General features: G+C 43.6%; 19 protein-coding genes and 1 tRNA gene. 9 read left to right on the top strand and 11 right to left on the bottom strand.

Going from position 1 to position 23,140, the window contains the following annotated elements; all coding sequences use genetic code 11:
• Positions 1-27: 27 nt before the first annotated feature.
• The 10 genes from EQY75_RS08430 to EQY75_RS08385 all read right to left on the bottom strand — a co-directional run bounded on the left by EQY75_RS08430 (position 28) and on the right by EQY75_RS08385 (position 8,487).
• The gene (locus EQY75_RS08430) at positions 28-783 is read right to left on the bottom strand and encodes a hypothetical protein (protein ID WP_129604891.1); all 756 of its coding nucleotides are present in this window, start codon (positions 781-783) and stop codon (positions 28-30) included.
• Positions 780-2,042, bottom strand: coding sequence for a glutamyl-tRNA reductase (locus EQY75_RS08425; RefSeq protein WP_165200593.1), 1,263 nt, complete (start codon positions 2,040-2,042; stop codon positions 780-782). The genes EQY75_RS08430 and EQY75_RS08425 overlap by 4 nt, the downstream gene beginning before the upstream one ends.
• 100 nt (positions 2,043-2,142) lie before the next feature.
• Positions 2,143-2,547 carry a c-type cytochrome gene (locus tag EQY75_RS08420; RefSeq protein ID WP_129604884.1) on the bottom strand — a complete coding sequence of 135 codons (405 nt, stop codon included), beginning with the start codon at positions 2,545-2,547 and terminating at the stop codon, positions 2,143-2,145.
• A gap of 7 nt (positions 2,548-2,554) precedes the next feature.
• The gene (locus EQY75_RS08415; protein WP_129604881.1) at positions 2,555-3,424 is read right to left on the bottom strand and encodes a hypothetical protein; all 870 of its coding nucleotides are present in this window, start codon (positions 3,422-3,424) and stop codon (positions 2,555-2,557) included.
• 5 nt (positions 3,425-3,429) lie between these two features.
• Positions 3,430-4,734, bottom strand: coding sequence for an NrfD/PsrC family molybdoenzyme membrane anchor subunit (gene nrfD, locus EQY75_RS08410; RefSeq protein WP_129604878.1), 1,305 nt, complete (start codon positions 4,732-4,734; stop codon positions 3,430-3,432).
• Positions 4,731-5,735, bottom strand: coding sequence for a 4Fe-4S dicluster domain-containing protein (locus EQY75_RS08405; protein WP_129604875.1), 1,005 nt, complete (start codon positions 5,733-5,735; stop codon positions 4,731-4,733). Before EQY75_RS08405 ends, nrfD begins: the two co-directional genes overlap by 4 nt.
• Before the next feature lie 22 nt (positions 5,736-5,757).
• Positions 5,758-6,057 (bottom strand): hypothetical protein, encoded by a 300-nt coding sequence (locus EQY75_RS08400; RefSeq protein ID WP_129604872.1) that lies wholly within the window; start codon positions 6,055-6,057, stop codon positions 5,758-5,760.
• A 14-nt stretch (positions 6,058-6,071) separates the two neighbouring features.
• Entirely contained in the window at positions 6,072-6,929 is an 858-nt protein-coding gene (locus EQY75_RS08395) for a DUF5777 family beta-barrel protein (RefSeq protein WP_129604869.1), read from the bottom strand.
• A gap of 16 nt (positions 6,930-6,945) precedes the next feature.
• A complete protein-coding gene (locus EQY75_RS08390) occupies positions 6,946-7,335 on the bottom strand; it encodes a hypothetical protein (protein WP_129604866.1) in 390 nt (129 codons plus the stop codon).
• An 87-nt stretch (positions 7,336-7,422) separates the two neighbouring features.
• Positions 7,423-8,487, bottom strand: coding sequence for a hypothetical protein (locus EQY75_RS08385; protein ID WP_129604861.1), 1,065 nt, complete (start codon positions 8,485-8,487; stop codon positions 7,423-7,425).
• 199 nt (positions 8,488-8,686) lie between these two features.
• On the opposite strand from EQY75_RS08385, the gene EQY75_RS08380 reads away from it, so the two are divergent.
• Positions 8,687-8,760 (top strand) — tRNA-Pro (locus EQY75_RS08380).
• A gap of 1,099 nt (positions 8,761-9,859) precedes the next feature.
• Here the strand turns inward: EQY75_RS08380 and EQY75_RS08370 are convergent.
• On the bottom strand, positions 9,860-10,663 hold the full coding sequence (locus EQY75_RS08370) for a hypothetical protein (RefSeq protein ID WP_129604855.1): 804 nt from the start codon (positions 10,661-10,663) through the stop codon (positions 9,860-9,862).
• A gap of 426 nt (positions 10,664-11,089) precedes the next feature.
• Here EQY75_RS08370 and EQY75_RS08365 point away from each other — a divergent pair, with 426 nt between their 5' ends.
• The 8 genes from EQY75_RS08365 (at position 11,090) to EQY75_RS08330 (ending at position 23,093) form a co-directional block, all read left to right on the top strand.
• Positions 11,090-11,509 (top strand): HYC_CC_PP family protein, encoded by a 420-nt coding sequence (locus tag EQY75_RS08365; RefSeq protein WP_129604852.1) that lies wholly within the window; start codon positions 11,090-11,092, stop codon positions 11,507-11,509.
• Positions 11,510-11,616: 107 nt separating this feature from the next.
• Positions 11,617-15,444 (top strand): efflux RND transporter permease subunit, encoded by a 3,828-nt coding sequence (locus EQY75_RS08360; RefSeq protein ID WP_129604849.1) that lies wholly within the window; start codon positions 11,617-11,619, stop codon positions 15,442-15,444.
• Position 15,445: 1 nt separating this feature from the next.
• On the top strand, positions 15,446-16,687 hold the full coding sequence (locus EQY75_RS08355; RefSeq protein WP_129604846.1) for a TolC family protein: 1,242 nt from the start codon (positions 15,446-15,448) through the stop codon (positions 16,685-16,687).
• A gap of 1 nt (position 16,688) precedes the next feature.
• On the top strand, positions 16,689-18,473 hold the full coding sequence (locus tag EQY75_RS08350; RefSeq protein WP_129604843.1) for an efflux RND transporter periplasmic adaptor subunit: 1,785 nt from the start codon (positions 16,689-16,691) through the stop codon (positions 18,471-18,473).
• Positions 18,474-18,539: 66 nt separating this feature from the next.
• A complete protein-coding gene (locus EQY75_RS08345) occupies positions 18,540-19,079 on the top strand; it encodes a DUF3347 domain-containing protein (protein WP_129604841.1) in 540 nt (179 codons plus the stop codon).
• Between the two features lie 3 nt (positions 19,080-19,082).
• Positions 19,083-21,581: a heavy metal translocating P-type ATPase gene (locus EQY75_RS08340; RefSeq protein WP_129604839.1), complete on the top strand. Its 2,499-nt coding sequence runs from the start codon at positions 19,083-19,085 to the stop codon at positions 21,579-21,581.
• Between the two features lie 4 nt (positions 21,582-21,585).
• A complete protein-coding gene (locus tag EQY75_RS08335; protein ID WP_129604837.1) occupies positions 21,586-22,299 on the top strand; it encodes a PepSY domain-containing protein in 714 nt (237 codons plus the stop codon).
• Between the two features lie 29 nt (positions 22,300-22,328).
• Entirely contained in the window at positions 22,329-23,093 is a 765-nt protein-coding gene (locus EQY75_RS08330; RefSeq protein WP_129604834.1) for an exodeoxyribonuclease III, read from the top strand.
• The last annotated feature ends 47 nt before the right edge of the window (positions 23,094-23,140 follow it).

Below are 23,140 nucleotides of genomic sequence, written 5' to 3'. Positions count from 1 at the left end.
TTGTTCAGGTATTTGACGGGAAAGGTTCTAATCGAGTACGATGCCCTTCTCCAGCAGGATATCATAAGTGTAACCACTGCCCAGATCCACGTTGAGTTGAACGATTCCCTCGATCGTTAGTGTTTCGCCTTTTTCAACAACTTCCTGTAAGGTGACCACGAGTTCCTTCCCAGACTTGCCGTCGTCTACATGAACCCAGTTTCTGCCCAGGATTTCTGTGCTGACCTTACTGCAGGTTCCGCTTATTTGGATGATCTTACCCTCGTACCGTTCCGGGTTTGCAAAGAGATCCGATAAGGACACTTTGCCTGCAGAGGGAGCATTTTCAAGTTGTTCTTTACCCTTTTTTTCTAACGTATTCTCAGATGTATTGATTTTCTCACTTTTCGGGTAGGAGTCTGAGGGCATCCCGTGATCTTTTGAAATCAAAGCGGTGATCATGTAAAGGGTATCGTATACCCTATTCTGTTCCTTGCTTTCAAAATGTGTCTTCAGCAAGGCCTCGTTGTACAGATAAGTGCTGCCTTCCACTATGGTTTGTTTCTGGGTGGCTATCCAGTAGGTTCGATCCCCTTCCCGGACTTCTGCATACAGGTATTTGGTGCCCGGCGTATACTGCAGGATCGTGATCTCATGCATTGATCTGTCCAATCCTTCGTTGAACTCCTCGGGGTCCACACCCCTCTGAATAGCGAAGGGATCGGTGGTTTTCGGACCGAAGAAATCACAGCTGGTGAGTGCGAAACTGCCGAGTACTAAAAGTATTGTGGATGTTCTGTTCATGATTGGGATAATTTGTGATTCACACCGTTGTCAGGTTCCATGGCGAAATAGGCCTCGACCTTAACCAGGTGATTTAATTGCTCATTTGTATAAATCTTATCAGGGTCTTTGGCGATCCTGCGCACTACCCTGGCTGTTAACAGTTCTACCAGGTTCTCACATGAGAACTCGTCGCACTCAGGCAAGAAATCTTCCACCTGATTCCTAATATTGATCTTATAGTGGGCCAGAATCTTGCGAAGGGGTCTTTCAGCATACCATTTTTCAAATAAGGCTACTTCTTCCCCGGCGATGCCTTGAACTGCAGAAATCGCCCTCAACCTCAATTCACGGTTGTTCTCCAATTCAGAGGATATGGTGTCGAGATCATAAAGAGATACCTCTGGTTTGGAGGTCAATAGCGGATTTATCGTGCTCGGTAATCCCAGGTCTATGAGCAATATAGGCCTTGGCTTGCCATCAATAGCATTGACCAGGTGGTGGCAATTGCCTGCTGCGCCAATGATCACATCAAAGTCCTCAAATTCATTTTTCAGGACCTTTACCCAGGGATAGGTTTCAGCCCCGTGTTTATTTGCGAGATAAGAGGCTTTCTCCATGGTCCTGTTACTCACAAAGATCTGATCATAATCAAATTTACCTACGTATTTAAAGAGTTGTTTTACAATATCCCCCGCACCGATGATCAGGATCTTTTTATGTCTGGCCTCCTGTTTTCCAAAGTAAGTCTCGATGGTCTTAAGTGCTTTGTAGGCCGCCGAGGTGGTACCATCCCTGAAATGTGTTTCGTTACTGACGCGTTTATGGCTTTTGAAAACGGTTTGCATGGCCCTTTCCAACAAGGATCCCTGGGCACCTATCTCTCTTGATATCCTGTAAGCCTTTTTGATTTGGAAGATGATCTCAGCGTCTCCCAATACCTTGGATCGCAATCCTGTCGATACCTCAACCAGATGCCTTACAGAGTGGAGCGTATGGTCACCTCTGGAAAAAAGGGAATGGCAGGGATCTGCAACGGCCTTTGAAGCGTTCTTTATAAAATATTCAAGGACCTCCCTTGTTGTTGTTGTAGCCGATTCAAAATATAGCTCAGTTCTGTTACAGGTGGCCAGAAGTAATAGCCCTTTGATGTCGGGAAACAGTGCCTTCAGTCTCAGGATGAATTTAGCCTTATCTTCCTCTGGGATATGGAAAGCCTCCCGTTGTTTCACTGATGCTGTGTTATGCGATATTCCTATATATCGTAAAACGTATTCCAAGGGTTGGTAGTTTTTGTGCATAAATTCGTTAATAATTTCCCTCCTTCCTACAATGCCTCTGAGTGCCGTAGGTTGTTTACAGTTTTAAAAAATAGGGGATTTATTCCTCCAGGGTCCTCATATAATTAACTACGAGCCAGCGGTCTTCCGCATCCGGGATCTTTTTCTCAAACTCGGGCATATCATCCCTCCCAAAAGTAGTTTTGTAAAATAATTCCCCATCCGTCTGCTTTTGAAATTCTGCAGAAGAGAAATCGCCCAGATCGCCTTTTAGATCAGCAGCTTTGGGTCCGTCTCCGTATCCTTCTGCTCCATGGCAGGATTTACAATGTTTGGAATACAGAGATTTCCCTATGGCCAGGTTTTCTTTATCGGATTTGTCCGTCGGGTTTTTCATGGTCTTGTAATTGCCGGGAACCACCCATGCTTCCTGGATGTAGTCTGTGAAAGATAGGAACCCTAAGCAAAGGACACTGAGAAGAGCAAAGATAAATGCATTTTTCATGATTGAATTAAGATTTAGATTTGTTTATTTTAAAGAGGTTAAAGATTAATAGTGCTATGGTCACCCAGATTCCAATGATCATCAGATTTGGGAAAACCAGAAGGAACAACGGTGTTTTTCCTGGGGGCGACCACATGGTTCTTTCATTAAAAGTTGAGTCATCCACAATCGGAATACCGATGGGTTCAGTCACCCCGGCTTTAACTGTGCCATAGGGATCATTATCGCTCAACACCACTTCAAGGGTTAAATTACCATTTAAACCTGGTAAATCACTATCCACAGGAACAGAAATTGTGCCAGTTTCATCGGTGCTGATAAATTCTCCACCTATTTTTAGGGGTTTAAAAAGCCTTTTTACATAAACAAAGAGAGGTTGATCAGATATAGGGGCATTTGTTCTTGAATCCACCAAGGTGGCTACCAAATGGTTAATACCTTCTTCACTTACAATTCTAGCCACTAATTCAGCTTTTTTAAAAGTGATGTCCCTATCCGTATCCTGGTAACTTATATTGTTTTTGGCCTCAACCCAAAGTGTATATTCCCCTTCTTCATTCGCATTTTGATCAGAAAGGGTTTCCAGAGCGAATTTGGCAATACCATCTGCATTGGTCGTAACTTTGCCCAATAGGGAAAGACTATCACCTTCAAAGACCTGATAGACATCAAAATTCATATCCCTGGCAGATTCAAAGCCTTCATCTCCCCTGAATTTAGCCGAGATGATCAGGAATGAACCATCGCCGGTTATGCTCTCGTAATTCAAGGAAACCCGGGCCCTGTTCTTTTTGGACTGGGAGTGCCCCTGAAAGGTTCCTGAAACAAAAAGGACGAGGATTACACAAAGCACAAAATTGGAGATTCTCATGTTCATGACCTTTAGTTTTTTTCAGTTTCAGCAATTCCCATTTCCTCTGCTGTCTCGTGAATAGGTATGATAGGAACATACCTCACCAATATCGTTATGATCAGCAGTGCACCGGCCAGGGTGCCAAAGGTGATGATCCATTCCATAGTACTCGGATAATAGTGGTGCCAGGATTCCGGAACACCCTGAATAGGGAGAAAAGGGTGAAGCAGGGTAGGGGTTACTATAAGGTAGCGTTTCCACCAGGCTCCTAGAACCACAATCATTCCCATGATAAAAACAGGGAAGGGTTTCCTGCCTTTAGGAGATAAGAGGACTATAATCGGGACGATTAATCCCCCTACAATCACTAGGTAGAATAAAGCCGCATATTGTCCTAAAAATAGTTCGTTTAAGTGAACACCTTCTTCTACAGTCATTTTATATGCGGGAACGAGGTATTCATTCACATTAAAATAAAGATAAAGCAGGCAAAGCAGGACCAATAATTTGCCCATTTTGTCAAAATGAGCATCGGTAATATAGTTCTCCAAACCGTGGGATTTCCTGAGGAAGAACATGATGGTAATCACCGCACCGGCTCCTGCAACAAAAGCACCTGCGATAAAATAAGGCCCAAAATTTGTACTATCCCATCCCGGTCTGTAGGTGGTTGCAAAAAGCCATGCTGTGACCGTGTGTATGCCAAAGGCCACAGGGATGATCATGATAGAGAGAATCCTGATGGATTTGTTGTAGAGTTTATTCTGCTGTTCAGTTCCGCTCCAGTTCAACGATAATTTACCGTACCATTTGGATGCTGTCCCATTCTTGCTGAAATACCTTTTTAGGATCGCAAAATCGGGCAACAGTGGATAATACAGGAGCAAAAGGCTTATCACCAGGTATGTGGAGATGACGACGACATCCCAAATTATAGGGGACTGTAATCGACCATGGGTAAACAAATAGAGGATCCTGTCAGGACGCCCCATATCAATGATGATCGTCAGGCCTGCCATGATAATGGCTGCCACGGCGATGATCTCAGAAATTCGGGTAAGTGGAGTGCTCCAGTTCGCCCCGGATAACCTGAGAATGGCAGTCATAAGGGAACCCACCAGACTTATGGCAACAAAGAAGACAAAATTCGAGATGTAGACTCCCCATAGGGCATAATCCCTCATTTCGGTGATGATCAGGCCATCACGCAACTGAAAATAATAGCAAACCAAGGCTGCGATGATGACCAGGATGAGAAACCCTGTCCACACCTTCCCCAAAACAGTGAATTTTTTAGGTGCCAGGTCCTGTATCAAATTGTTTAAGTCCTTCATAATTCTTCAGTATTTTCCGGGGTTTCGGGTTTTTCTACTGATTCGTATTCCGTATAATTTTCCAGCCCTTCCTCGAAATTCACCAGTCGGTCAGACGGGGGCAGATAGTATACACTCGGTTCTGTTCCTAGGTTTTCCAACAACCTGTATCCCGCTTTTTCCTCCAGAAGCTTACTCAATCTAAAGGTCTCATCACCATTGGTTACGGTATCCTCGTAAGCGTCACCGAAGAAGAAGACCCCATTAGGACATGCGGTGACACAATGGGGCAGTTCTTCCTGGTCTATCATATGAGGGCAAAAATCACATTTGTCCACAGTACCTTTCAGACTGGGCAGACCGGCATAGTCAGGTGAATGCATCTCATGACCCATATGTTCCATCTCTTCCATCTGGAGGTAAATTTCAGTCATTTCCCCTTGTTTGGGCTCTTCCCAGTTGAATACACGGGTGGAGTAGGGGCAGGCAGCCATACAGAACCGGCATCCGATACAGCGTTCATTGTCGATCAGCACCAAACCATCCTGTCTTTTAAATGTGGCATCAACCGGACAGACCTTTACACAGGGAGGTTTGTCACAATGCATACACATGGTGGGTTGCCAGTAAGGGGCAGATTTCTCAGATTCCTGCATCTTATATACTTTCAGCCAAGCATTTTCACCGGTGATGAAGTGGGTTTTATTGCAGGCGGTAATACATTTTTTTGCATTCTTGCACCGTGCGAGATCTACGACCATGACAAACTTCCGGTTGGGGAAACCTTCCCTTACTTTGTAATCGCCATCCTTCAATTCCGGGATCTCTTCGACCTGGGAAACCGGAACTTCGACCAGAGTTCCACCGGGGGTCATTAATTCAATGGTTTCCTCTTCGGCAGAGTAGGCCTTATCTATATTCATGGCTGCTTTTGCCGCTGCTGCTCCAATCGCGGTCAGCAAACCTGCTTTCAGGCCGGTGTCCAGGAACTTCCTTCTGGGATTGGTGTTTTTTTCTTCCATGAAATCTCTTTTTACACAGGTCTTACTTCCGGCTCAGCCAGCTTAACAACGATTTATTGGTCACATTTTTTTTTACAATCCTGGAAGAGGACAGTGTTGACCTCCTCACTTTAACCACTGTTCCGTCTGGTTTCAACAAGGTTTCGTATTCCTTTGCATCCACGTTATGGTCCTCAGATCTTACCGATCTCTTTGAATTGCTCCTGGCGAACATCGGAAACACAAGGCTCGCGGCCAGAAACGGCCAAAGACCGCGTCTGGAAATTTTTGGAGCTTCACTGAGGTCGTGATTAACGACGCCTTTCTTGGATTGGATTTTCATGGAACTGGGACGCTTTAGAAATTATATTTTCTGGTAATGTTGAACCCTATCAGGTAATCACCGTTAAAAAAGTCATTTTGATTGAACATAATGTTTTTCTGAGGCACGATGCCATCGTAGTTACTTATGAACAGTTGAAAGGCGTGACCCGATGTTGCAAATTCAACACCTAAACTTATACCTGGCCTGGGATAGCTATTCAGGCCTGTACCGTCCAGATGGTGAGTAAAGGGTTGAGTATAATCGAATAATACGGCTGTCTGCGGACTCACCTTATATCGTCCTCCAAGGGAAACAGCAAACTTATCGTTGCGCAATCGTTGTTCTACCAGATTGTAGTGGGAGATGCTGGGTGCGATCTGCATGGAGAAGTTTCGGCTGAATCGCTTCGCGATGATAAGTTGATTAAAATAAGAGTATCGGTGTTGTTCCAGAGCGAAATTTTCCTTGGGACGAGCATCGATTACAAAATTCCCGTAATAGGACACGCTTACCGGGATCTTTCCGGACCGGGTTTGCTCAATCAATTTAAATTTCCAGTTGAAATCCTGTAAACGGTCAAACTTCGTGGTCCCGAATCCAATGGTCACACGGTCGTGGACGGCATAGGAAGCCGCGATACGAATATTCGCCGGAGCCCAGAAACCAGCGAGGTCATTGGTACCGCCATTGATGGTTCCGAAACGATGAGACATCAGAATCTCAAGGGTATTCTTGTTAAAGAGTATATTGGTTGGGTTGTCTATGATGTAGGAACTTTCAAAAGCAGGCCTCTCGGGTTTATCCTGAATAGAATCCTTTTCAGCTTCCTGTGCCCAGGCACCGAAGGCCACCAGCAGGATAATAAAAAGGACTATTTTACGTAGTTTCATAGTAGTGATATTGATATTAATTATCGTTTGCTCCCTGATCTATCCAGGCTTTAACGGTATTTATTTTTTGATTGTTCCATTGAGCTGAGGGCGGCATAAGTGCTACCCCATCACCTATAAGGGAACGGTAGAGGATACTTCCTTCGGCATCGAGTGGAACTACATAGCCTTCATTGATAAGGTTGTTATAAGCTACATCTGACTCCAGGATGGGTGGAATATCCAGGTTGCCTCCATGGCACTGCACGCAACTTTGATCAAATAAGGGTTGAACTTCTGAACTGAATGAGACATCTTCTGTGATAGGCTCATTGTCTTGTGGCAACTCCAGCACCTCATCGTAATAACAGGCGTTGATCATTAAGCCAAGGGCAGCCAGCAGTATAAATGGTATGTATCTTTTCATGGATTGTATCATTATGGTATTCCTATTTCCGAATCCTGAGGATAAAGGACCCCTTCCTTCTTAGTAAGAAGTCCTTTTATCTTCAGATCAATTCTGAAGAGCTTCAATTGAGTTCTTCAACAGCGCCTTGGCATAGTTCGGATTGTGAACTCCCATACTTTGATCTTCCAGTAAGGTCCTGTAATTCCAGGTAGCTTTGGCGACGGCAGCCGAATATACACCAGGTACCGTTCGGTCATTATCAAGAAGGGATCCTTCGGCTATCAATAAGGCTTTCAGGGTGGCCATATCGGTTGTGAAGTCGGTTACTTCTGATGGTGGTCCGCTGGCATGACATGCTACACAGGCATTTACTGTAGGTTGCCAGGTATGTCCTCCATCCGTTCCATCGGTTGTTGGGCCCATATGGCAGGCAATACAGGAAGAACCTGATCTGTGACCGGCTGCACCCACTCCGGGATAGCCAACAGCTCCGGCTATGTTAGCGCCCATAATTCCTTCCAGTACAGTGGATTGAGGCCCATGGTGAGGTCCGAAACGGGAACTGGTGATCTCATAATCCTCAGTACCTGCCGGAATTGCGTAACTGTTTCTTGGTTGGTGGCAATTCACACAGAGGTTGCTCAAGCCCAGTTCATCGGAGCTATTCCTGATATCGATCTGTACGGTGGGATCAAGGAAAAGATCTACTGCTGCGAGAGATCGCACGGCCTTGTCATTGCCATCATTCTCAAAGTCAAATGAACGGTGAGAGTCGTGGCAGCCCGAACAATTGATCGGATTCCCAATCGCATATCCATCAGGATTTGGAATGACCAGCCCGGTTGAATCAATAAAATTGACAGAAATCACATCAATGAATCCTTCATTACTATGGCATCTGGAGCAGACGGCACTGGTTCCCCTGCTGGCCCATGTATCCCCGCTACCGTGTTTAGAGGCCGCGTAGGCCACACGGATCGGTTCACGGAAGGCGTTGGAGTGACAGGAGACGCAGGAGGCGGTACCATCTACCCCGTCAGCCCCATCAACCCCATCAATACCATCAACCCCTGGAGGACCCTGGACAAGTTCATACTCACTGGTACATTGGATAAATAAAAAACCTGAGATTACAATCATCAGGATACGGAAAAGGTGCGAAGTTTTCATGTGGTTCCTTGGTTTTATTAGACTCTAGATTGGCCTAAAATAAGGGTCTTAGGTGGCCATTAAAATGACATTTATCATTTTTTACTTATTCGTGTTTTATTTTTTTAACGAGCTCTGGCCGGAAAAGGATTTATCATTAAAAAGCACTGAAAAGCATGCGGGAATACAAGAATGTTTTCTATTTTTGCCATCTCAATTACGGGATGTGGCGCAGTCTGGTAGCGCACACGGCTGGGGGCCGTGTGGTCGCAGGTTCAAATCCTGTCATCCCGACTAAGCGAAAAAGTGATTTGCATGTGCAAATCACTTTTTTTATTCCCTGAAGTGAATCAAACAAGGTTTGGTTGAGCGAAAGGGAATAAAAAAAGTAGGTGCGCCGAAGGCCGTACCACTTTTCATTTACCAGGAGGGTTTTATGGGATTCTCTAAATCCGAAAATTCAACGATAAGGTAAGCGAATCAAACAAGGTTTGGTTGAGCGAAAGGGGATAAAAAAAGTAGGTGCGCCGAAGGGCGTACCACTTTTCATTTACCAGGAGGGTTTTATAGGATTCTCTAAATCCGAAAATTCAAGGATAAGGTTAGCGAATCAAACAAGGTTTGGTTGAGCGAAAGGGGATAAAAAAAGTAAGTGCGCCATAGGGCGTACTACTTTTCATTTACCAGGAGGGTTTTATGGGATTCTCTAAATCCGAAAATTCAACGATAAGGTAAGCGAATCAAACAAGGTTTGGTTGAGCGAAAGGGGATAAAAAAAGTAAGTGCGCCATAGGGCGTACTACTTTTCATTTACCAGGAGGGTTTTATGGGATTCTCTAAATCCGAAAATTCAACGATAAGGTAAGCGAATCAAACAAGGTTTGGTTGAGCGAAAGGGGATAAAAAAGTAGGTGCGCCGAAGGGCGTACCACTTTTCATTTACCAGGAGGGTTTTATAGGGTTCTCCAAGTCTTGTTTTACTATGTCCTTTCGGCCTGAAGGTCAATAAATCTCATCTTTCAATCCTTCGGTTCTTTTGAATCCTGATATCCTTTATAAGCTATTCCGAAACTTGCAATCGAGCCAAAAATCCCTATTAACCAACTCTCAGTAAACAATAGTCCAATTCCGGCGATAAATCCAATCGTACCTATGATCAGTCCCAGGTTTATTGATGATTTATTTTTCTTATTTATGTTCATTATAATTAATCCTCATTTTCTAATGTGCTTCTCACCATTAAACAGACCGAAGTTTGACGCTTCATGCTGTTGTGTACCTTCTGGCTGGTCGTCCTCGCATTGAAACTAAGATAAGAAGTAAGCCCTGGAGAGCGGATAAATCGTTTATGAACTCCTCTTCTGGCAAGGCCAGCTCCCAGAAAAGATGTGGTTTATTCTACTATTTCTTTTAAACGGATTTTAAGTTGATTACTATTTTGCGAATTAGTAAAAGGAGCATTCTCAGGATCATCTGTTTTCAAACTCATTGACATGCTCATATTGATACTGATTTCTGCACTTACAAAATATTGATCTTTTAAATTGTAGTAATAGGTGCCTTTTCCTTTAGAAGTAATTTCATGAGAAGACGCCAGTTCCTCCGGAATATCTAATTCTGAAATATCAATTTGTCCATTTAAAACAGCGCATTCCATTCCATCTATCATCTTCTTTCCCGTGTATTCGATTTCATTAAAGCCTTTGACAAAATACTTTGAACCGTCTATGTCATATGGGATTTGCATGGGAATTTTTTCAGTCTCACCAATTTTTAATTCAGATATAGGTAAGGCAAAAATTAACTCAAACATCATGTCCTTGGGGTTATTTTCAAATCTTCCTTTTTGATTCAAATTTTGAATAACAATCGTTTGTGCAGTGTTGGTAACCATATCATTTTTAACACCATTTTTATCAAAAGTTGTTAGGATTGTTTTATGGTTGTTCAGGCTTAGATCAGCTACATTATTTTTCTTAACCTCAATGTTCAGATCCCCATTTGTTTCGCTTTTTACTTTGTTGGGAGACTCATCTCCATTCCTTTGAGTTTCTGATAAGGAAGACAGGGTATAGGAGTAGACATAATTTTTTTGATCGCTGAAATCTAAAACAAATTCTGTGGACTCAGATTGTTTATTCTCACTCCCACAACTTGCTAATAACAGCAATGTTAGGCATAAGACTAATTTCTTCATAAATCTGTGATTTTTAGTTTTTACGAAAGTATTGAGCTTCTCTTCCCGACGGAATCGAATGCGTTTCTTTTTCGCTGAGGCCTAAAATAGGAAATTCTGATTCAAGTAGCTACAGACTTTGTTGTATTTGCATGCCAAAAACAGGCTTTCCCAATAATCTTTCGCCATAAACTCATGGCGTATTTTTTTAAAGAATTTGATCATTGATTAATAGTTCGTGAGAACGAAGTACCAGGAGATTGGCTTTTATCTATTTAGCAGAAAACTCCAAATTTCAAATTCCAAATTCCAAATTCCAAATTTCAAATTCCAAATCCCAAATTCCAAATCCCTGTTCCTATAGAGGTTCTGCTCTCCTCTCCTTTTTAAAATGTTATGTTAATACTTAGACATAGACTGATCAATTTTCGTAAATTTGTCACGGTTATGAGTCAAATAGAACAGAAGGCAAAAGCCGTATTCTTTGCATTTTTAGTGCTTTTTTCCACCTTATCCATTTCGGCGGATATGCACTATTGCGGTAAGACCCTGGTAGACTTCAAGCTCTACGAGGAAGCAGAGGGTTGCGGTATGGCGATGGCTGAATTGATGGGTGTTGATGCAGAATCTATTTCCTCCCTAATGCCTTGTTGTTCTGACGTAGAAATTCATATTCAGGGACAGGATGATCTGCAAAAGAGCTCGCTTGATATTGACTTTATCAGCACTACGTCCTTTTTATCCCCACCATTTATAACTTTCAATCGTACGCAAAACGTTTCTGGAAAAGAGATTCGTTTTGAAGAATACTTACCCCCACCTCTCCTGGTGGATATCCAGATACTGGACCAGACATTTCTGATTTAAAAATATAATTTAAGTATACACCATCCCAATTAGTTGGTCATGGTACGCGGTATTTTATACCTGCGTTATTGAAGTTTCACTGGAGATTCAATACCCACACTTAAATTATGTTGAAAAGAACTATAAAATACTTTTTAGAGAACAAACTGGTAACTGTTCTTTTGCTGATTTCCCTTACCACATGGGGTATCATCACCTCTCCCTTTAACTGGGATACAGGATTTTTACCTGAAGACCCTGTACCTGTTGATGCCATTCCCGATATTGGCGAAAATCAGCAAATAGTCCTTACTCAGTGGCCCGGAAGATCACCCCAGGATATAGAGGATCAGATATCATATCCGATGACTACTTATTTACTCGGAATCCCAGGGGTTAAGACCATCCGAAGTTCTTCCATGTTCGGGTTTTCGAGTATTTACATCATTTTTGACGAAGACACCGAGTTTTACTGGTCGCGTTCCCGAATCCTTGAAAAATTAAATGCCCTGCCGACAGGTATCCTACCAGAGGGCGTCACTCCCGTATTAGGTCCGGATGCCACTGCTCTGGGTCAGGTTTACTGGTATACCCTGGAAGGGCGGGACAAGGATAACAATCCCACAGGTGGTTGGGATCTACAGGAAATCAGAAGTATACAGGATTTCTATGTGAAATATGGCCTTAGTGCTGTGGAAGGTGTATCTGAAGTGGCTTCCATAGGAGGCTTTGTGCAGGAATACCAGATCGATGTAAATCCCGATGCCCTAAAAGCGTACAATATCCCCCTATACCGTGTCATGCAGGCGGTAAAAAACTCCAACAAAGATGTAGGAGCAAAGACCATCGAGATCAATCAGGCCGAATATCTGGTAAGGGGACTTGGGTATATCAAAAACACATCCGATATAGAAAAGGCGGTCGTAGCCGTACAGAATAACGTCCCTGTGCGTATCAGGGACATCGGAGTGGTTAGCCTGGGACCTTCTACCCGGAGAGGGGTGCTCGATAAAGGAGGGGCAGAAGTAGTGGGGGGTGTGGTAGTTGCTCGTTATGGTTCTAATCCTTTGGCCGTTATCAATAACGTCAAAGAAAAAATTAAGGAAATTGCCCCTGGCCTCCCTAAAAAAACACTGGCAAATGGAGTTGAAAGTCAATTGACCATTGTTCCCTTTTATGATCGGACACAACTCATCCAGGAAACGATTGGAACACTGGAGAATGCACTGTCTCATGAAATTTTGATCAGTATCATTGTTGTGCTTGTCCTGGTTCTTAATTTAAGGGCTTCGCTTATCATTTCCGGACTTCTGCCAATTGGCGTGTTGATGACATTTATCGTCATGCGATACTCCGGTGTGGATGCCAACGTCGTAGCACTTTCGGGTATTGCCATTGCCATTGGGGTGATGGTAGATGTGGGTATTGTCTTTGTGGAAAACATCATCCGTCATCTGGAGATGCCTGAAAATGAAGGTGTGAAAGGAAAAGAGTTGATGCAGCTCATTTACAAGGCCACCGTAGAGGTTGCCTCAGCAATAACCACGGCCCTTGCGACTACAGTAGTTAGTTTTATCCCTGTTTTTGCCATGGAATCAGCAGAAGGAAAGCTCTTTAAGCCCCTGGCATTCACAAAAACCTTTGCCCTGCTCAGTGCTTTTATTCTGGGGATTGTAGTACTGCCGGCCCTGGCGCATTTTATTTTTGGAATCAACTACAACAAACAGAGAGTAAGACGATTCTGGTCTGTTCTTCTCATAGTGTCGGGAATCCTTTTTTCGATCTACTTTTCCATGTTTCTGCCCATTGCCCTTACATTGATTGGCATTAATAACCTTCTCGAACCCAGGTGGCCCGAGAAGTATAAGGCATATCCAACCTATATCAATCTGGGTCTCACCATTTTTATAGCTTCCTTTTTCCTGTCTCAAGAATGGTTGCCACTTGGACCTCAGAATGGAACGATCATCAACTTCATCTTTGTGTTGTTCCTCATCGGGATCATCCTGGCAGCCCTGCTCGCGATCGTACATTTCTACGAGACCGTTTTAAAGTGGTGCCTGGAGAATAAAGGGAAGTTTATGCTTATTCCGGCAGTCACTCTTTTCTTTGGCCTGCTGGTCTGGCTTGGCTTTAATTCCACCTTTGGTTTTATGGCGAAAGGACTGGAATCTATCGGCTGGAATAATGTGCGACAGACTTCTGGCTGGACAGCAGCATCAGAACTGTTTCCCGGCATCGGATCTGAATTTATGCCTTCCCTGGACGAGGGCAGTTACCTGCTGATGCCTACTTCCATGCCCCATTCTGGGATAGAATACAACCGGAAGGTAGTTGGGCAAATCGATATGCTGGTGGGGAATATTCCCGAGGTGGATATGGTAGTTGGCAAGCTGGGACGTGCCGAGACGGCACTGGATCCGGCTCCTATCTCCATGTTTGAGAATATCATCAATTACAAACCCGAATTTATCCTAAATGAAGAGGGGAGAAGGGTTAGGTTTAAAGTAGACAGGAAAGATCGGTTTATTACCGTAAATCAGGACAGCCTCACTAACGACGAGGCTCTGGCTAAAGGTATTTCCCGGAAGGATCTGCTTGCAGATGAGAATGGTAAATTCTACAGGAACTGGCGACCCCATATTAAATCACCAGACGATATCTGGGATGAGATCGTTGAGGTTACCAAAATACCCGGAGTGACTTCAGCTCCTAAGTTGCAGCCCATTGAAACCCGACTGGTTATGTTGCAGACGGGGATGCGCGCTCCAATGGGAATTAAAGTGTACGGCCCTAACCTGAAGTCGATAGAGGCCTTCGGGATGCAGCTCGAATCCATTTTAAAGGAAGTGCCCTCCGTAAAAAAGGAAGCAGTTTTTGCCGATCGCATCGTAGGTAAACCTTATCTGCATTTAAATATCAATCGGGATGAAATATCAAGGTACGGCCTTACTATCGAAGATGTGCAGCAAAGTATTGAAACGGCTATTGGCGGGATGAAAATCACCTCTACGGTTGAAGGAAGGGAAAGATTCCCGGTACGGGTGAGATATCCAAGGGAGCTGAGGGATAACCCTGAAGCCCTGCGCAAAATATTGATCCCAACTCCGGTTGGCGCCCAGATTCCGCTTTCTCAGCTGGTTGAATTTGAATATGTGAAGGGGCCACAGGCAATCAAAAGCGAAAACACCTTTTTGGTGGGATATGTACTGTTTGATAAAAAGGACGGTTTTGCCGAAGTCACTGTAGTAGAGGATGCCCAAAAAACTATTCAACAAAAAATTGATACAGGAGAGTTAACGGTACCGGCCGGGATCAGCTATAAGTTTTCTGGGAGTTATGAAAATCAGATCCGAGCCGTGAGCAGACTGGCCATTGTTATTCCGATCAGTCTGATTATTATTTTCCTACTCCTCTTCTTCCAGTTTAAAACCGTGATTGCCTCCTCCATCCATTTTTCAGGAGTTTTTGTAGCCTTTGCCGGCGGGTTTATAATGTTGTGGTTATACGGACAGGACTGGTTCCTCAATTTCTCGGTATCGGGAGTGAATATGAGAGATTTGTTTCAAATGCAGACCATCAACCTGAGTGTGGCTGTATGGGTTGGATTTATTGCCCTGTTTGGAATTGCCACTGATGATGGTGTAATCATGGGAACCTATATCCATCAGGTCTTTGAAGAAAAAGATCCAAAAACGATACCGGCTGTAAGGGCCGCTGTCCTTGAAGCCGGAAAGAAAAGGGTGCGGCCTGCTATGATGACGGCCGCCGTGGCTATAATAGCCTTACTCCCGGTGCTTACTTCAACGGGCAAGGGAGCTGATATTATGATCCCTATGGCAATACCCACTTTTGGGGGAATGGCCATTCAGATTATGACCATGTTCGTTGTACCCGTACTTCAGGCGTTCTGGAGGGAGACCGTGATTAAAAATCAAACTAAAAAAATAGCATAAAATGAAGCAGGTTATCATCGTATTCTTCATCTTGTTCGCTACCGGCCTGAAGGCGCAGACTCTGGACGATTATTTTAAAATCGCCTCAGAGAACAATCCGGGCCTGTTAGCTCAGCACAGGGAATTTGAAGCTGCATTACAGCAGGTAACTCAGATTAGCAGCCTGCCCGATCCCTCGCTTTCAGTTAGTGCCTTTGGGCAAATGGTGGAAACTCGTGTGGGGCCTCAACAGGCCCGGTTTTCACTATCACAGATGTTTCCATGGTTTGGTACGCTGAAAGCCCAGGGCGATGCCGCCAGCCTGATAGCGGAATCAAAATACCAGGATTATTTGAACTCAAAGAACAGGCTGTACTTTGAACTCTCTAAGGTTTATTACCCCTTGTATGAACTCCGGGAATTAAGTAAGCTGGAGGAAAGGAATGTAGAAATCCTTGAATCTTTTAAGACGGTATCCAATTCCAAATTTAAAAATGGAAATGGGACCCTGGTGGATATTTTGCGGGTCGACATCATGTTAAAGGAGGCAAAGACCAAGCTGGGAATTCTCAGGAAAAAAGAAAAACCATTACAGGAAAGCTTCAACGCCTTGCTGAACCGTAATGAAAAAGACCCAGTTATAATAGTAGATTCTCTTTTTCTTGAACCCTTATCTATAGATTCTTTACACGATTCTATTAACCCGGTACATCCACTTATATATGCAGAGGAATTAAGGGTCAAAGCTGGGGAGGCATCAGAACAGGCGGCACTAAAGAAAGGTCTGCCTAATCTGGGTATTGGTCTGGATTATATCATGGTTGGAAACCGTACGGATTTGCCTGCAGGGGCGGTTGTTCCGATGGATAATGGTAAGGATGCGATCATGCCTATGGTGACCGTAAGCCTTCCTATCTTCAGGGGAAAATATAAGGCAGCGGTTAAAGAAGCGCAATTAATGCAGGAGAGTTACGCGTATAGAAAGATGGAAGTTATAAATACCCTTCAAGCCGAATACGAACAGGTTTTATATGAGATCAGTGAACAGTCTGATCTGATCAACCTTTATGCGGAACAGCGCAATGAATCGGAACAGATACTCAACCTGCTCCTCTCATCCTATGGCAACTCGGGAAAGGATTTTGAAGAAGTTCTTAGGATGCAGCAGCAAATTTTAAATTTTGATAAATCAAAAGTCAGCGCTTTAACTCAATACACTATTGCGAAGGCAAAACTGGAATACATTACAGCTAAAAGATTTTAAGATGAAAACTGAAACAAAAAAAATAATAGGCATCGCAGCGATAACTCTCATTATCGGACTGGCACTAGGAGCTGTTTTCTTCGGGGGCTCTGAGGAAGGTATGGCAGAGGATCATCTCCATGAAGTTGAGTTGGCAGAAGAAACAATATGGACTTGCTCTATGCATCCCCAGATAAGACAAAATGAAGCAGGAAATTGCCCGATCTGCGGAATGGAACTGATTCCCGTTGAAAACGGCGATGGTATCGAATCCGATCCCGCGGCAATACGTATGTCGCAGACAGCTATGCAGATCGCCAGTGTTTCTACCGAAATTGTCGGGAAGACCAAACCGGTAAAGCTTTTACGTATCAATGGGAAAGTACAACCCGATGAACGCCAGGTTTATTCTCAATCGTCACATATTCCCGGCCGTATCGAGAGACTGGCAGTAAATTTTACAGGGGAATATGTCAACCGGGGCCAGGTACTGGCAACTGTTTATTCCCCTGAACTTGTCAATGCACAGGAAGAGCTCTTTGAGGCCAGAAAAATTGCCGGAACCCAGCCTATACTTTTTGAATCAGCTAAGGAAAAACTCAGAAACTGGAAACTTTCAGACAGACAAGTTGAACAGATACTCGAATCAGGGAAAACACGTGATGAATTGCCCATACATGCCGATATTTCGGGTTATGTAACGGAGAAAAACGTCAACCTGGGCGATTACGTAAACAGAGGCCAGGTCATCTATCAAATTGCCAATCTCAAAAAAGTATGGATTTTGCTGGATATTTACGAATCAGACATGGCCTGGGTGAAGAAAGGCGATGAGGTATCTCTATCTGTTCAATCCCTTCCTGGAGAGAACTTCACAGGTAGAATTTCTTTTATTGATCCCGTACTGGATCCTATGACACGGGTGGCAAAAGCTAGAGTTGAGGTTGATAATAGCGACCTGAGGTTGAAACCTGAAATGTTTGTGTCTGCTGAGCTAAAAGCAAAGTTACCTGTACAATTAGATGCGGTAGTCATCCCTAAATCGGCAGTAATGTGGACCGGGGAACGTTCGGTTGTGTATGTTAAGAACGAAACTTCAAACGGGGTAGATTTTAAAATGAGGATCGTGACTCTTGGTCCTGCTCTGGGGAATGGTTTTGTTATAAAAGAAGGACTTCGGGCTGGAGAAGAAATCGCCGTTAATGGCACCTTCAGCATTGATGCTGCTGCCCAATTAGCTGGAAAACCCAGTATGATGAATCACGAAGGCGGTCCTGCAATGACAGGCCACAACCATGGCGGTACGGGTATACAAAATGATTTGCAATCTTCAATCACAAACGAAATAGAGTCCTATGCTATAGGTCAGGAGGCCAAGGTAGCCCTTGTTACCATTTTTGGGGATTACCTGGCATTTAAAGATGCATTGGTGAACGATGATCTGGAAAAAGCTAAAAATACCGGTTCGAGATTTAACAAGAATATAGAAAGAATAAAAAAGTCATTTTTTACGGGAGAAGCTCAGCAAGTCTGGTTAAATCAGAGCGGTGAGATTAAAAAAGCCCTGGAACATATTCCACATATGAAGACCCTCGATGAGATCAGAAAGTCTTTCGAAAAGGTGTCAATCCATATGATATATATCGAAAGCGTATTTAATGCCAATTCAGAAGCACTATATATACTTCATTGCCCCATGGCTAATGACAACAAGGGTGCAGATTGGCTCAGTTCTTCAAAGGAGATAAGAAACCCCTTTTATGGAGAGGCTATGCTCACTTGTGGGAGTGTTAGTGGAGAGTTGTAAGAATGCTGTATAATCTAATAAACGTCAACAACCTATTTTAAGTCTAATATTTAATAATTAATCGATATGAAAACACTAAAGAAAACCAATATTTTAGCCTTTATACTTACAGTGCTGGTATTTTCATGTAAAGAAAATAAAACATCAAATCTTGAAAAGAGCAATGATCAATTAAGTAGAAAGATACTGGCAAAGGAGGCTACAAAAATCACTTTCAACAGTTCAGACGCCGGCGATATTTTTGAGAGATATATCGAACTACGGAATGCTTTGATAGAATCTGATGCTGTTAAAGCCTCAAAAGTGGCCATGAAGTTTGATTCCATTGAGGGAGGAGATTACGAAAAAATTAATGAGGTTGCTTTATTGATTGGTGCTTCTGATGAATTGGATTCACAGCGCCTCCTCTTTTCGGAGCTAACAACACTTCTTGAGCCTGTTATAAAGGACCAGCTGGCGGGTGGAGCTGTATACAAACAGTATTGTCCGATGGCGTTTAACAATGATGGCGCAACCTGGTTGTCCTCAGAATCTGTGATCAGGAATCCTTATTTTGGATCTAAAATGCTTAACTGTGGTAAGATCACAGAAACTTATACCGAGTAAGAAATGAAACACACCTTTCACGTACAGGGAATGACCTGCAATGGTTGCAGGAAGCATGTGGAGGAAATACTCTCAGAGGTTGAAGGAGTTGATAAGGCAAATGTGGATCTGGAGAAAGCTACTGCCACCTTGGAAATGGTTGCCTATGTTCCATTCGAAAAACTTCAACATGCCCTCGAAGAAGACGGCGGCAGATACAGCATTCATAAAAACAAAACAGACGCCCCGGGCGCGAAAGAAGTAAAAAGGCCCCAGCGTAAAGGAACAGGTACTTTCTATTGTCCCATGCATTGTGAGGGGGATAAAACCTATGATACCCCTGGAGATTGCCCTGTTTGTGGGATGGCCCTTGTAGAGGAACAGAGTATATCGACCAAATCCGGAACTAAATACACCTGCCCTATGCATCCTGAGGTTGTAAGTGATGAACCCGGAAGTTGTCCGATCTGTGGGATGGACCTGGTAGCTGTAGAACCTGATCTTTCTGCGGAGGAAAAATCATATAAGGCCTTGCTGGGGAAATTGTGGATCTCCGTGTTATTTACGCTGCCAATTTTTCTGATTGCTATGTCAGAAATGATTGAAGACAATCCTCTGTATAGCATTCTATCACAGAAAAGTTGGAACTGGATTCAGTTTGCGCTTTCGTTGCCGGTGGTTTTTTATACAACATGGATGTTTTTTGAACGGGCATACCGCAGTATTAAGACAATGAACCTCAATATGTTTACCCTCATTGGTATTGGTGCGGGGGTCGCGTGGTTGTTCAGTGTGTTTGGCCTGTTTTTTCCTGATTTTTTTCCCTCCCAGTTTAAGACTGAGAACGGAAGTGTTCATGTGTATTTTGAGGCTGCCACTGTTATTCTTACCCTGGTTTTAGTGGGACAGGTACTGGAAGCCAGGGCACATAGTAAAACGAATTCTGCTGTAAAGGAATTGCTGAAACTGGCACCTAATAAGGCAATTCGTGTTAAAGATGGAAAAGAAGAGGAAGTAGCCATGGATAAAATTCAATTGGGTGATATCCTGAGAGTGAAACCAGGTGGAAAGATTCCGGTTGATGGTGTCGTTACCGAAGGCGAAACCTCTGTTGACGAATCTATGATAACCGGGGAACCTATTCCTGTTAGTAAGAGCGCAGGTGAGAAGGTGACAAGCGGGACAATAAACGGGAATCAGTCTTTTCTGATGAAGGCTGAAAAAATTGGTTCAGACACCCTGCTGTCCCAGATTATACAAATGGTGAATGAAGCGAGTAGGAGTAAGGCTCCGATCCAAAACCTGGCCGACAGGGTATCCGGATATTTTGTGCCCATCGTAGTACTTATATCGATTATTACTTATGTAGTATGGGCCATTTGGGGTCCTGAACCCGCTCAGGTGTATGCCCTGATAAATGCAATCGCGGTCCTTATTATTGCCTGTCCCTGTGCCCTCGGCCTGGCTACTCCCATGTCAGTTATGGTAGGAGTTGGTAGAGGCGCTCAGAACGGCATCCTGATTAAGAATGCTGAAGCTCTGGAGAAAATGAACAAGGTGAATACCCTTATTGTTGATAAAACAGGTACAATTACCGAAGGTAAGCCTTCGGTAGAAGCCTTTAATGCGACCAGTTCTATGTTTTCTGAGCAGGATATTATGCAATACATAGTTTCTTTGAATAATTTAAGTGAGCATCCTTTAGCAGAGGCCACGGTATCTTTTGGCAAAGAGAAGGGCGTTGAATTACTAAAAGTAGACGGATTTAATGCTGTTACCGGGAAAGGGGTTGAAGGAAAAGTAGAAGAGAAAGAACTTGCCCTGGGAAATGAGAAAATGATAGAAATGTCCGGAGGTAAAATTACTTCGGCAATAAAGGACAAGGCTGGTAGCTTTCAAAAAGAGGGTAAGACCGTTTCTTATTTATCGATTAATTCTGAGGTCGTTGGCTTTGTGGTCATCGGAGATAAGATTAAGGCGAGCAGTAAGAAAGCAATTAAATCATTACAACGGCAGGGAGTAGATGTGATTATGCTCACCGGGGATAACCGGGCAACTGCCAGAGCCGTAGCCGATGAACTCGAACTAGCCGATTTTAAAGCCGGCATGCTACCAGAAGATAAACTCAGGGAAGTAGAAAAACTACAACAAGAAGGAAAAGTAGTAGCAATGGCTGGCGATGGGATCAATGATGCCCCTGCACTCGCGAAAAGCGATGTAGGTATAGCCATGGGAACCGGTACAGACGTGGCTATTGAAAGTGCAGCTATTACCTTGGTAAAAGGTGATCTGCAGGGAATCGCCAGGGCTAAAAACTTAAGTCGGACAGTGATGAAAAACATCAAACAAAACTTATTTTTTGCCATGGTGTATAATACCATCGGGGTACCTGTGGCTGCCGGAGTGTTGTTCCCGTTTTTTGGAATACTTTTATCCCCGATGATTGCGGCTGCCGCTATGAGTTTTAGTTCGGTATCGGTGATAGCAAATGCGCTCCGACTGCGGACCGCCAAAATAAACTGAGAAGATGGTGAAAAGAAAAACAACGCGAAAATTCAGGAAGTTGCATCGATACCTGGGACTACTTCTGGGGATTCAGTTCCTCATGTGGACCATTAGTGGTATCTATTTTAGCTGGACAGACATCGATGAGATACACGGGGATCATTACAGAAAAGAAAATCGCACTTCCCTGGAGTTTGAAACACTTGTAAATCCGGTATCACCTATTGGCTTAGATGGAATTTCCTCGCTGGAATTAAGAGAAATAGGCGGGAGACCTTATTACTGGATCAACAATTCCTATCTCATAAACGCAGAAACCGGCGATAGAAAGCTCGAGATCACCCAGGCGGAGGCTTTACAGGTTGCAGGAAATCACATGTTACCAGAATTAAGGGTAAAGAGCATTGAGCGACTAGAAGAAGTGGGTAGCCACCACGAATACAGGGGTAAGCCCCTTCCTGCTTTCGTAATTTCTTATGATACGCCAAAAAATGTTCAAGCCTACGTTTCCATTGCAGATGGATCTTTTCAGACAATTAGGTACAGGGATTGGCGCTGGTTTGATTTTTTGTGGATGATGCATACAATGGATTACGAAGGCAGGGATGATTTCAATACAATACTTCTTCGTGGATTTTCCCTTTTTGGGCTATTGACCATACTGAGTGGCTTTACATTGTTTTATCTTAGCTCCCCAACTCTCAGGAAAAAGGTAAGGAAGAAGAAATACAATTAATATGTAATGAATTTTAATCCGTGTATTCCATGAAGATTGTGACCTGGAATGTGAATGGCATCAGAGCCATCGTAAAAAAGGACTTCTTTGATTCAATTGAACAGATCAACGCTGACATCGTTTGCCTACAGGAAACAAAGGCACAGGAAGAAGAAGTAGACAAGGCACTCAAATCTATCGAAAAATATAGCATATCGAATAATGCAGCAGAGAAAAAAGGATATTCCGGGACCACCATTCTCAGCAAGGTAAAGCCTGAACTAGTTGTTGCAGATATGGGCGTGGCTGAACACGATCAGGAGGGCCGGATCCTTTGTGCGGAGTACGATAAATTTTATCTGATCAATGTCTATGTTCCCAACTCAGGGCAGCAGTTAGGAAGACTCGATTACAGAAAAAAATGGGATGCCGACTTTTTAAATTACATCAAGGAAAAGGAGAAGTCGAAACCTGTGATCGCCTGCGGCGATTTTAACGTGGCTCATAAGCCCATCGACCTGAAAAACGACAAATCTAACTACGATAAGACCGCCGGATATACACAGGTAGAGATCGACGGGATGGATGCCTTTGTAAATTCAGGCTTAGTAGACGCCTACCGTCATTTTCACCCCAACACCGAAGCCTATACTTACTGGAGTTACAGGCTTAAAGCAAGAGAACGCAATGTAGGTTGGCGATTAGACTACTTTTTGCTGAGTTCTTCCCTAATCGACAAGGTCTCTAGGGTTGAAATCCTTGACGACCATTTTGGTTCTGACCATTGCCCGGTACTACTCGAAATTGACCTTTAAAAACTGCCGCCACCCGAAGAAATCCGGGATAGATTCGCGAAAAATAA

The organism is Muriicola soli, assembly GCF_004139715.1.
Lineage (GTDB): Bacteria > Bacteroidota > Bacteroidia > Flavobacteriales > Flavobacteriaceae > Muriicola > Muriicola soli.
Note: the sequence above shows the minus strand (reverse complement) of the source record. Positions and strands in the feature narration are given on the sequence as shown.

Coding starts and splice junctions, on each gene's coding strand:
- EQY75_RS08395 (WP_129604869.1), bottom strand. CDS start 6,929: ATGAAACTACGTAAAATAGTCCTTTTTATTATCCTGCTGGTGGCCTTC.
- EQY75_RS08340 (WP_129604839.1), top strand. CDS start 19,083: ATGAAACACACCTTTCACGTACAGGGAATGACCTGCAATGGTTGCAGG.
- EQY75_RS08370 (WP_129604855.1), bottom strand. CDS start 10,663: ATGAAGAAATTAGTCTTATGCCTAACATTGCTGTTATTAGCAAGTTGT.
- nrfD (WP_129604878.1), bottom strand. CDS start 4,734: ATGAAGGACTTAAACAATTTGATACAGGACCTGGCACCTAAAAAATTC.
- EQY75_RS08405 (WP_129604875.1), bottom strand. CDS start 5,735: ATGGAAGAAAAAAACACCAATCCCAGAAGGAAGTTCCTGGACACCGGC.
- EQY75_RS08335 (WP_129604837.1), top strand. CDS start 21,586: ATGGTGAAAAGAAAAACAACGCGAAAATTCAGGAAGTTGCATCGATAC.
- EQY75_RS08355 (WP_129604846.1), top strand. CDS start 15,446: ATGAAGCAGGTTATCATCGTATTCTTCATCTTGTTCGCTACCGGCCTG.
- EQY75_RS08415 (WP_129604881.1), bottom strand. CDS start 3,424: ATGAACATGAGAATCTCCAATTTTGTGCTTTGTGTAATCCTCGTCCTT.
- EQY75_RS08430 (WP_129604891.1), bottom strand. CDS start 783: ATGAACAGAACATCCACAATACTTTTAGTACTCGGCAGTTTCGCACTC.
- EQY75_RS08420 (WP_129604884.1), bottom strand. CDS start 2,547: ATGAAAAATGCATTTATCTTTGCTCTTCTCAGTGTCCTTTGCTTAGGG.
- EQY75_RS08330 (WP_129604834.1), top strand. CDS start 22,329: ATGAAGATTGTGACCTGGAATGTGAATGGCATCAGAGCCATCGTAAAA.
- EQY75_RS08345 (WP_129604841.1), top strand. CDS start 18,540: ATGAAAACACTAAAGAAAACCAATATTTTAGCCTTTATACTTACAGTG.
- EQY75_RS08350 (WP_129604843.1), top strand. CDS start 16,689: ATGAAAACTGAAACAAAAAAAATAATAGGCATCGCAGCGATAACTCTC.
- EQY75_RS08360 (WP_129604849.1), top strand. CDS start 11,617: ATGTTGAAAAGAACTATAAAATACTTTTTAGAGAACAAACTGGTAACT.
- EQY75_RS08390 (WP_129604866.1), bottom strand. CDS start 7,335: ATGAAAAGATACATACCATTTATACTGCTGGCTGCCCTTGGCTTAATG.
- EQY75_RS08400 (WP_129604872.1), bottom strand. CDS start 6,057: ATGAAAATCCAATCCAAGAAAGGCGTCGTTAATCACGACCTCAGTGAA.
- EQY75_RS08365 (WP_129604852.1), top strand. CDS start 11,090: ATGAGTCAAATAGAACAGAAGGCAAAAGCCGTATTCTTTGCATTTTTA.
- EQY75_RS08385 (WP_129604861.1), bottom strand. CDS start 8,487: ATGAAAACTTCGCACCTTTTCCGTATCCTGATGATTGTAATCTCAGGT.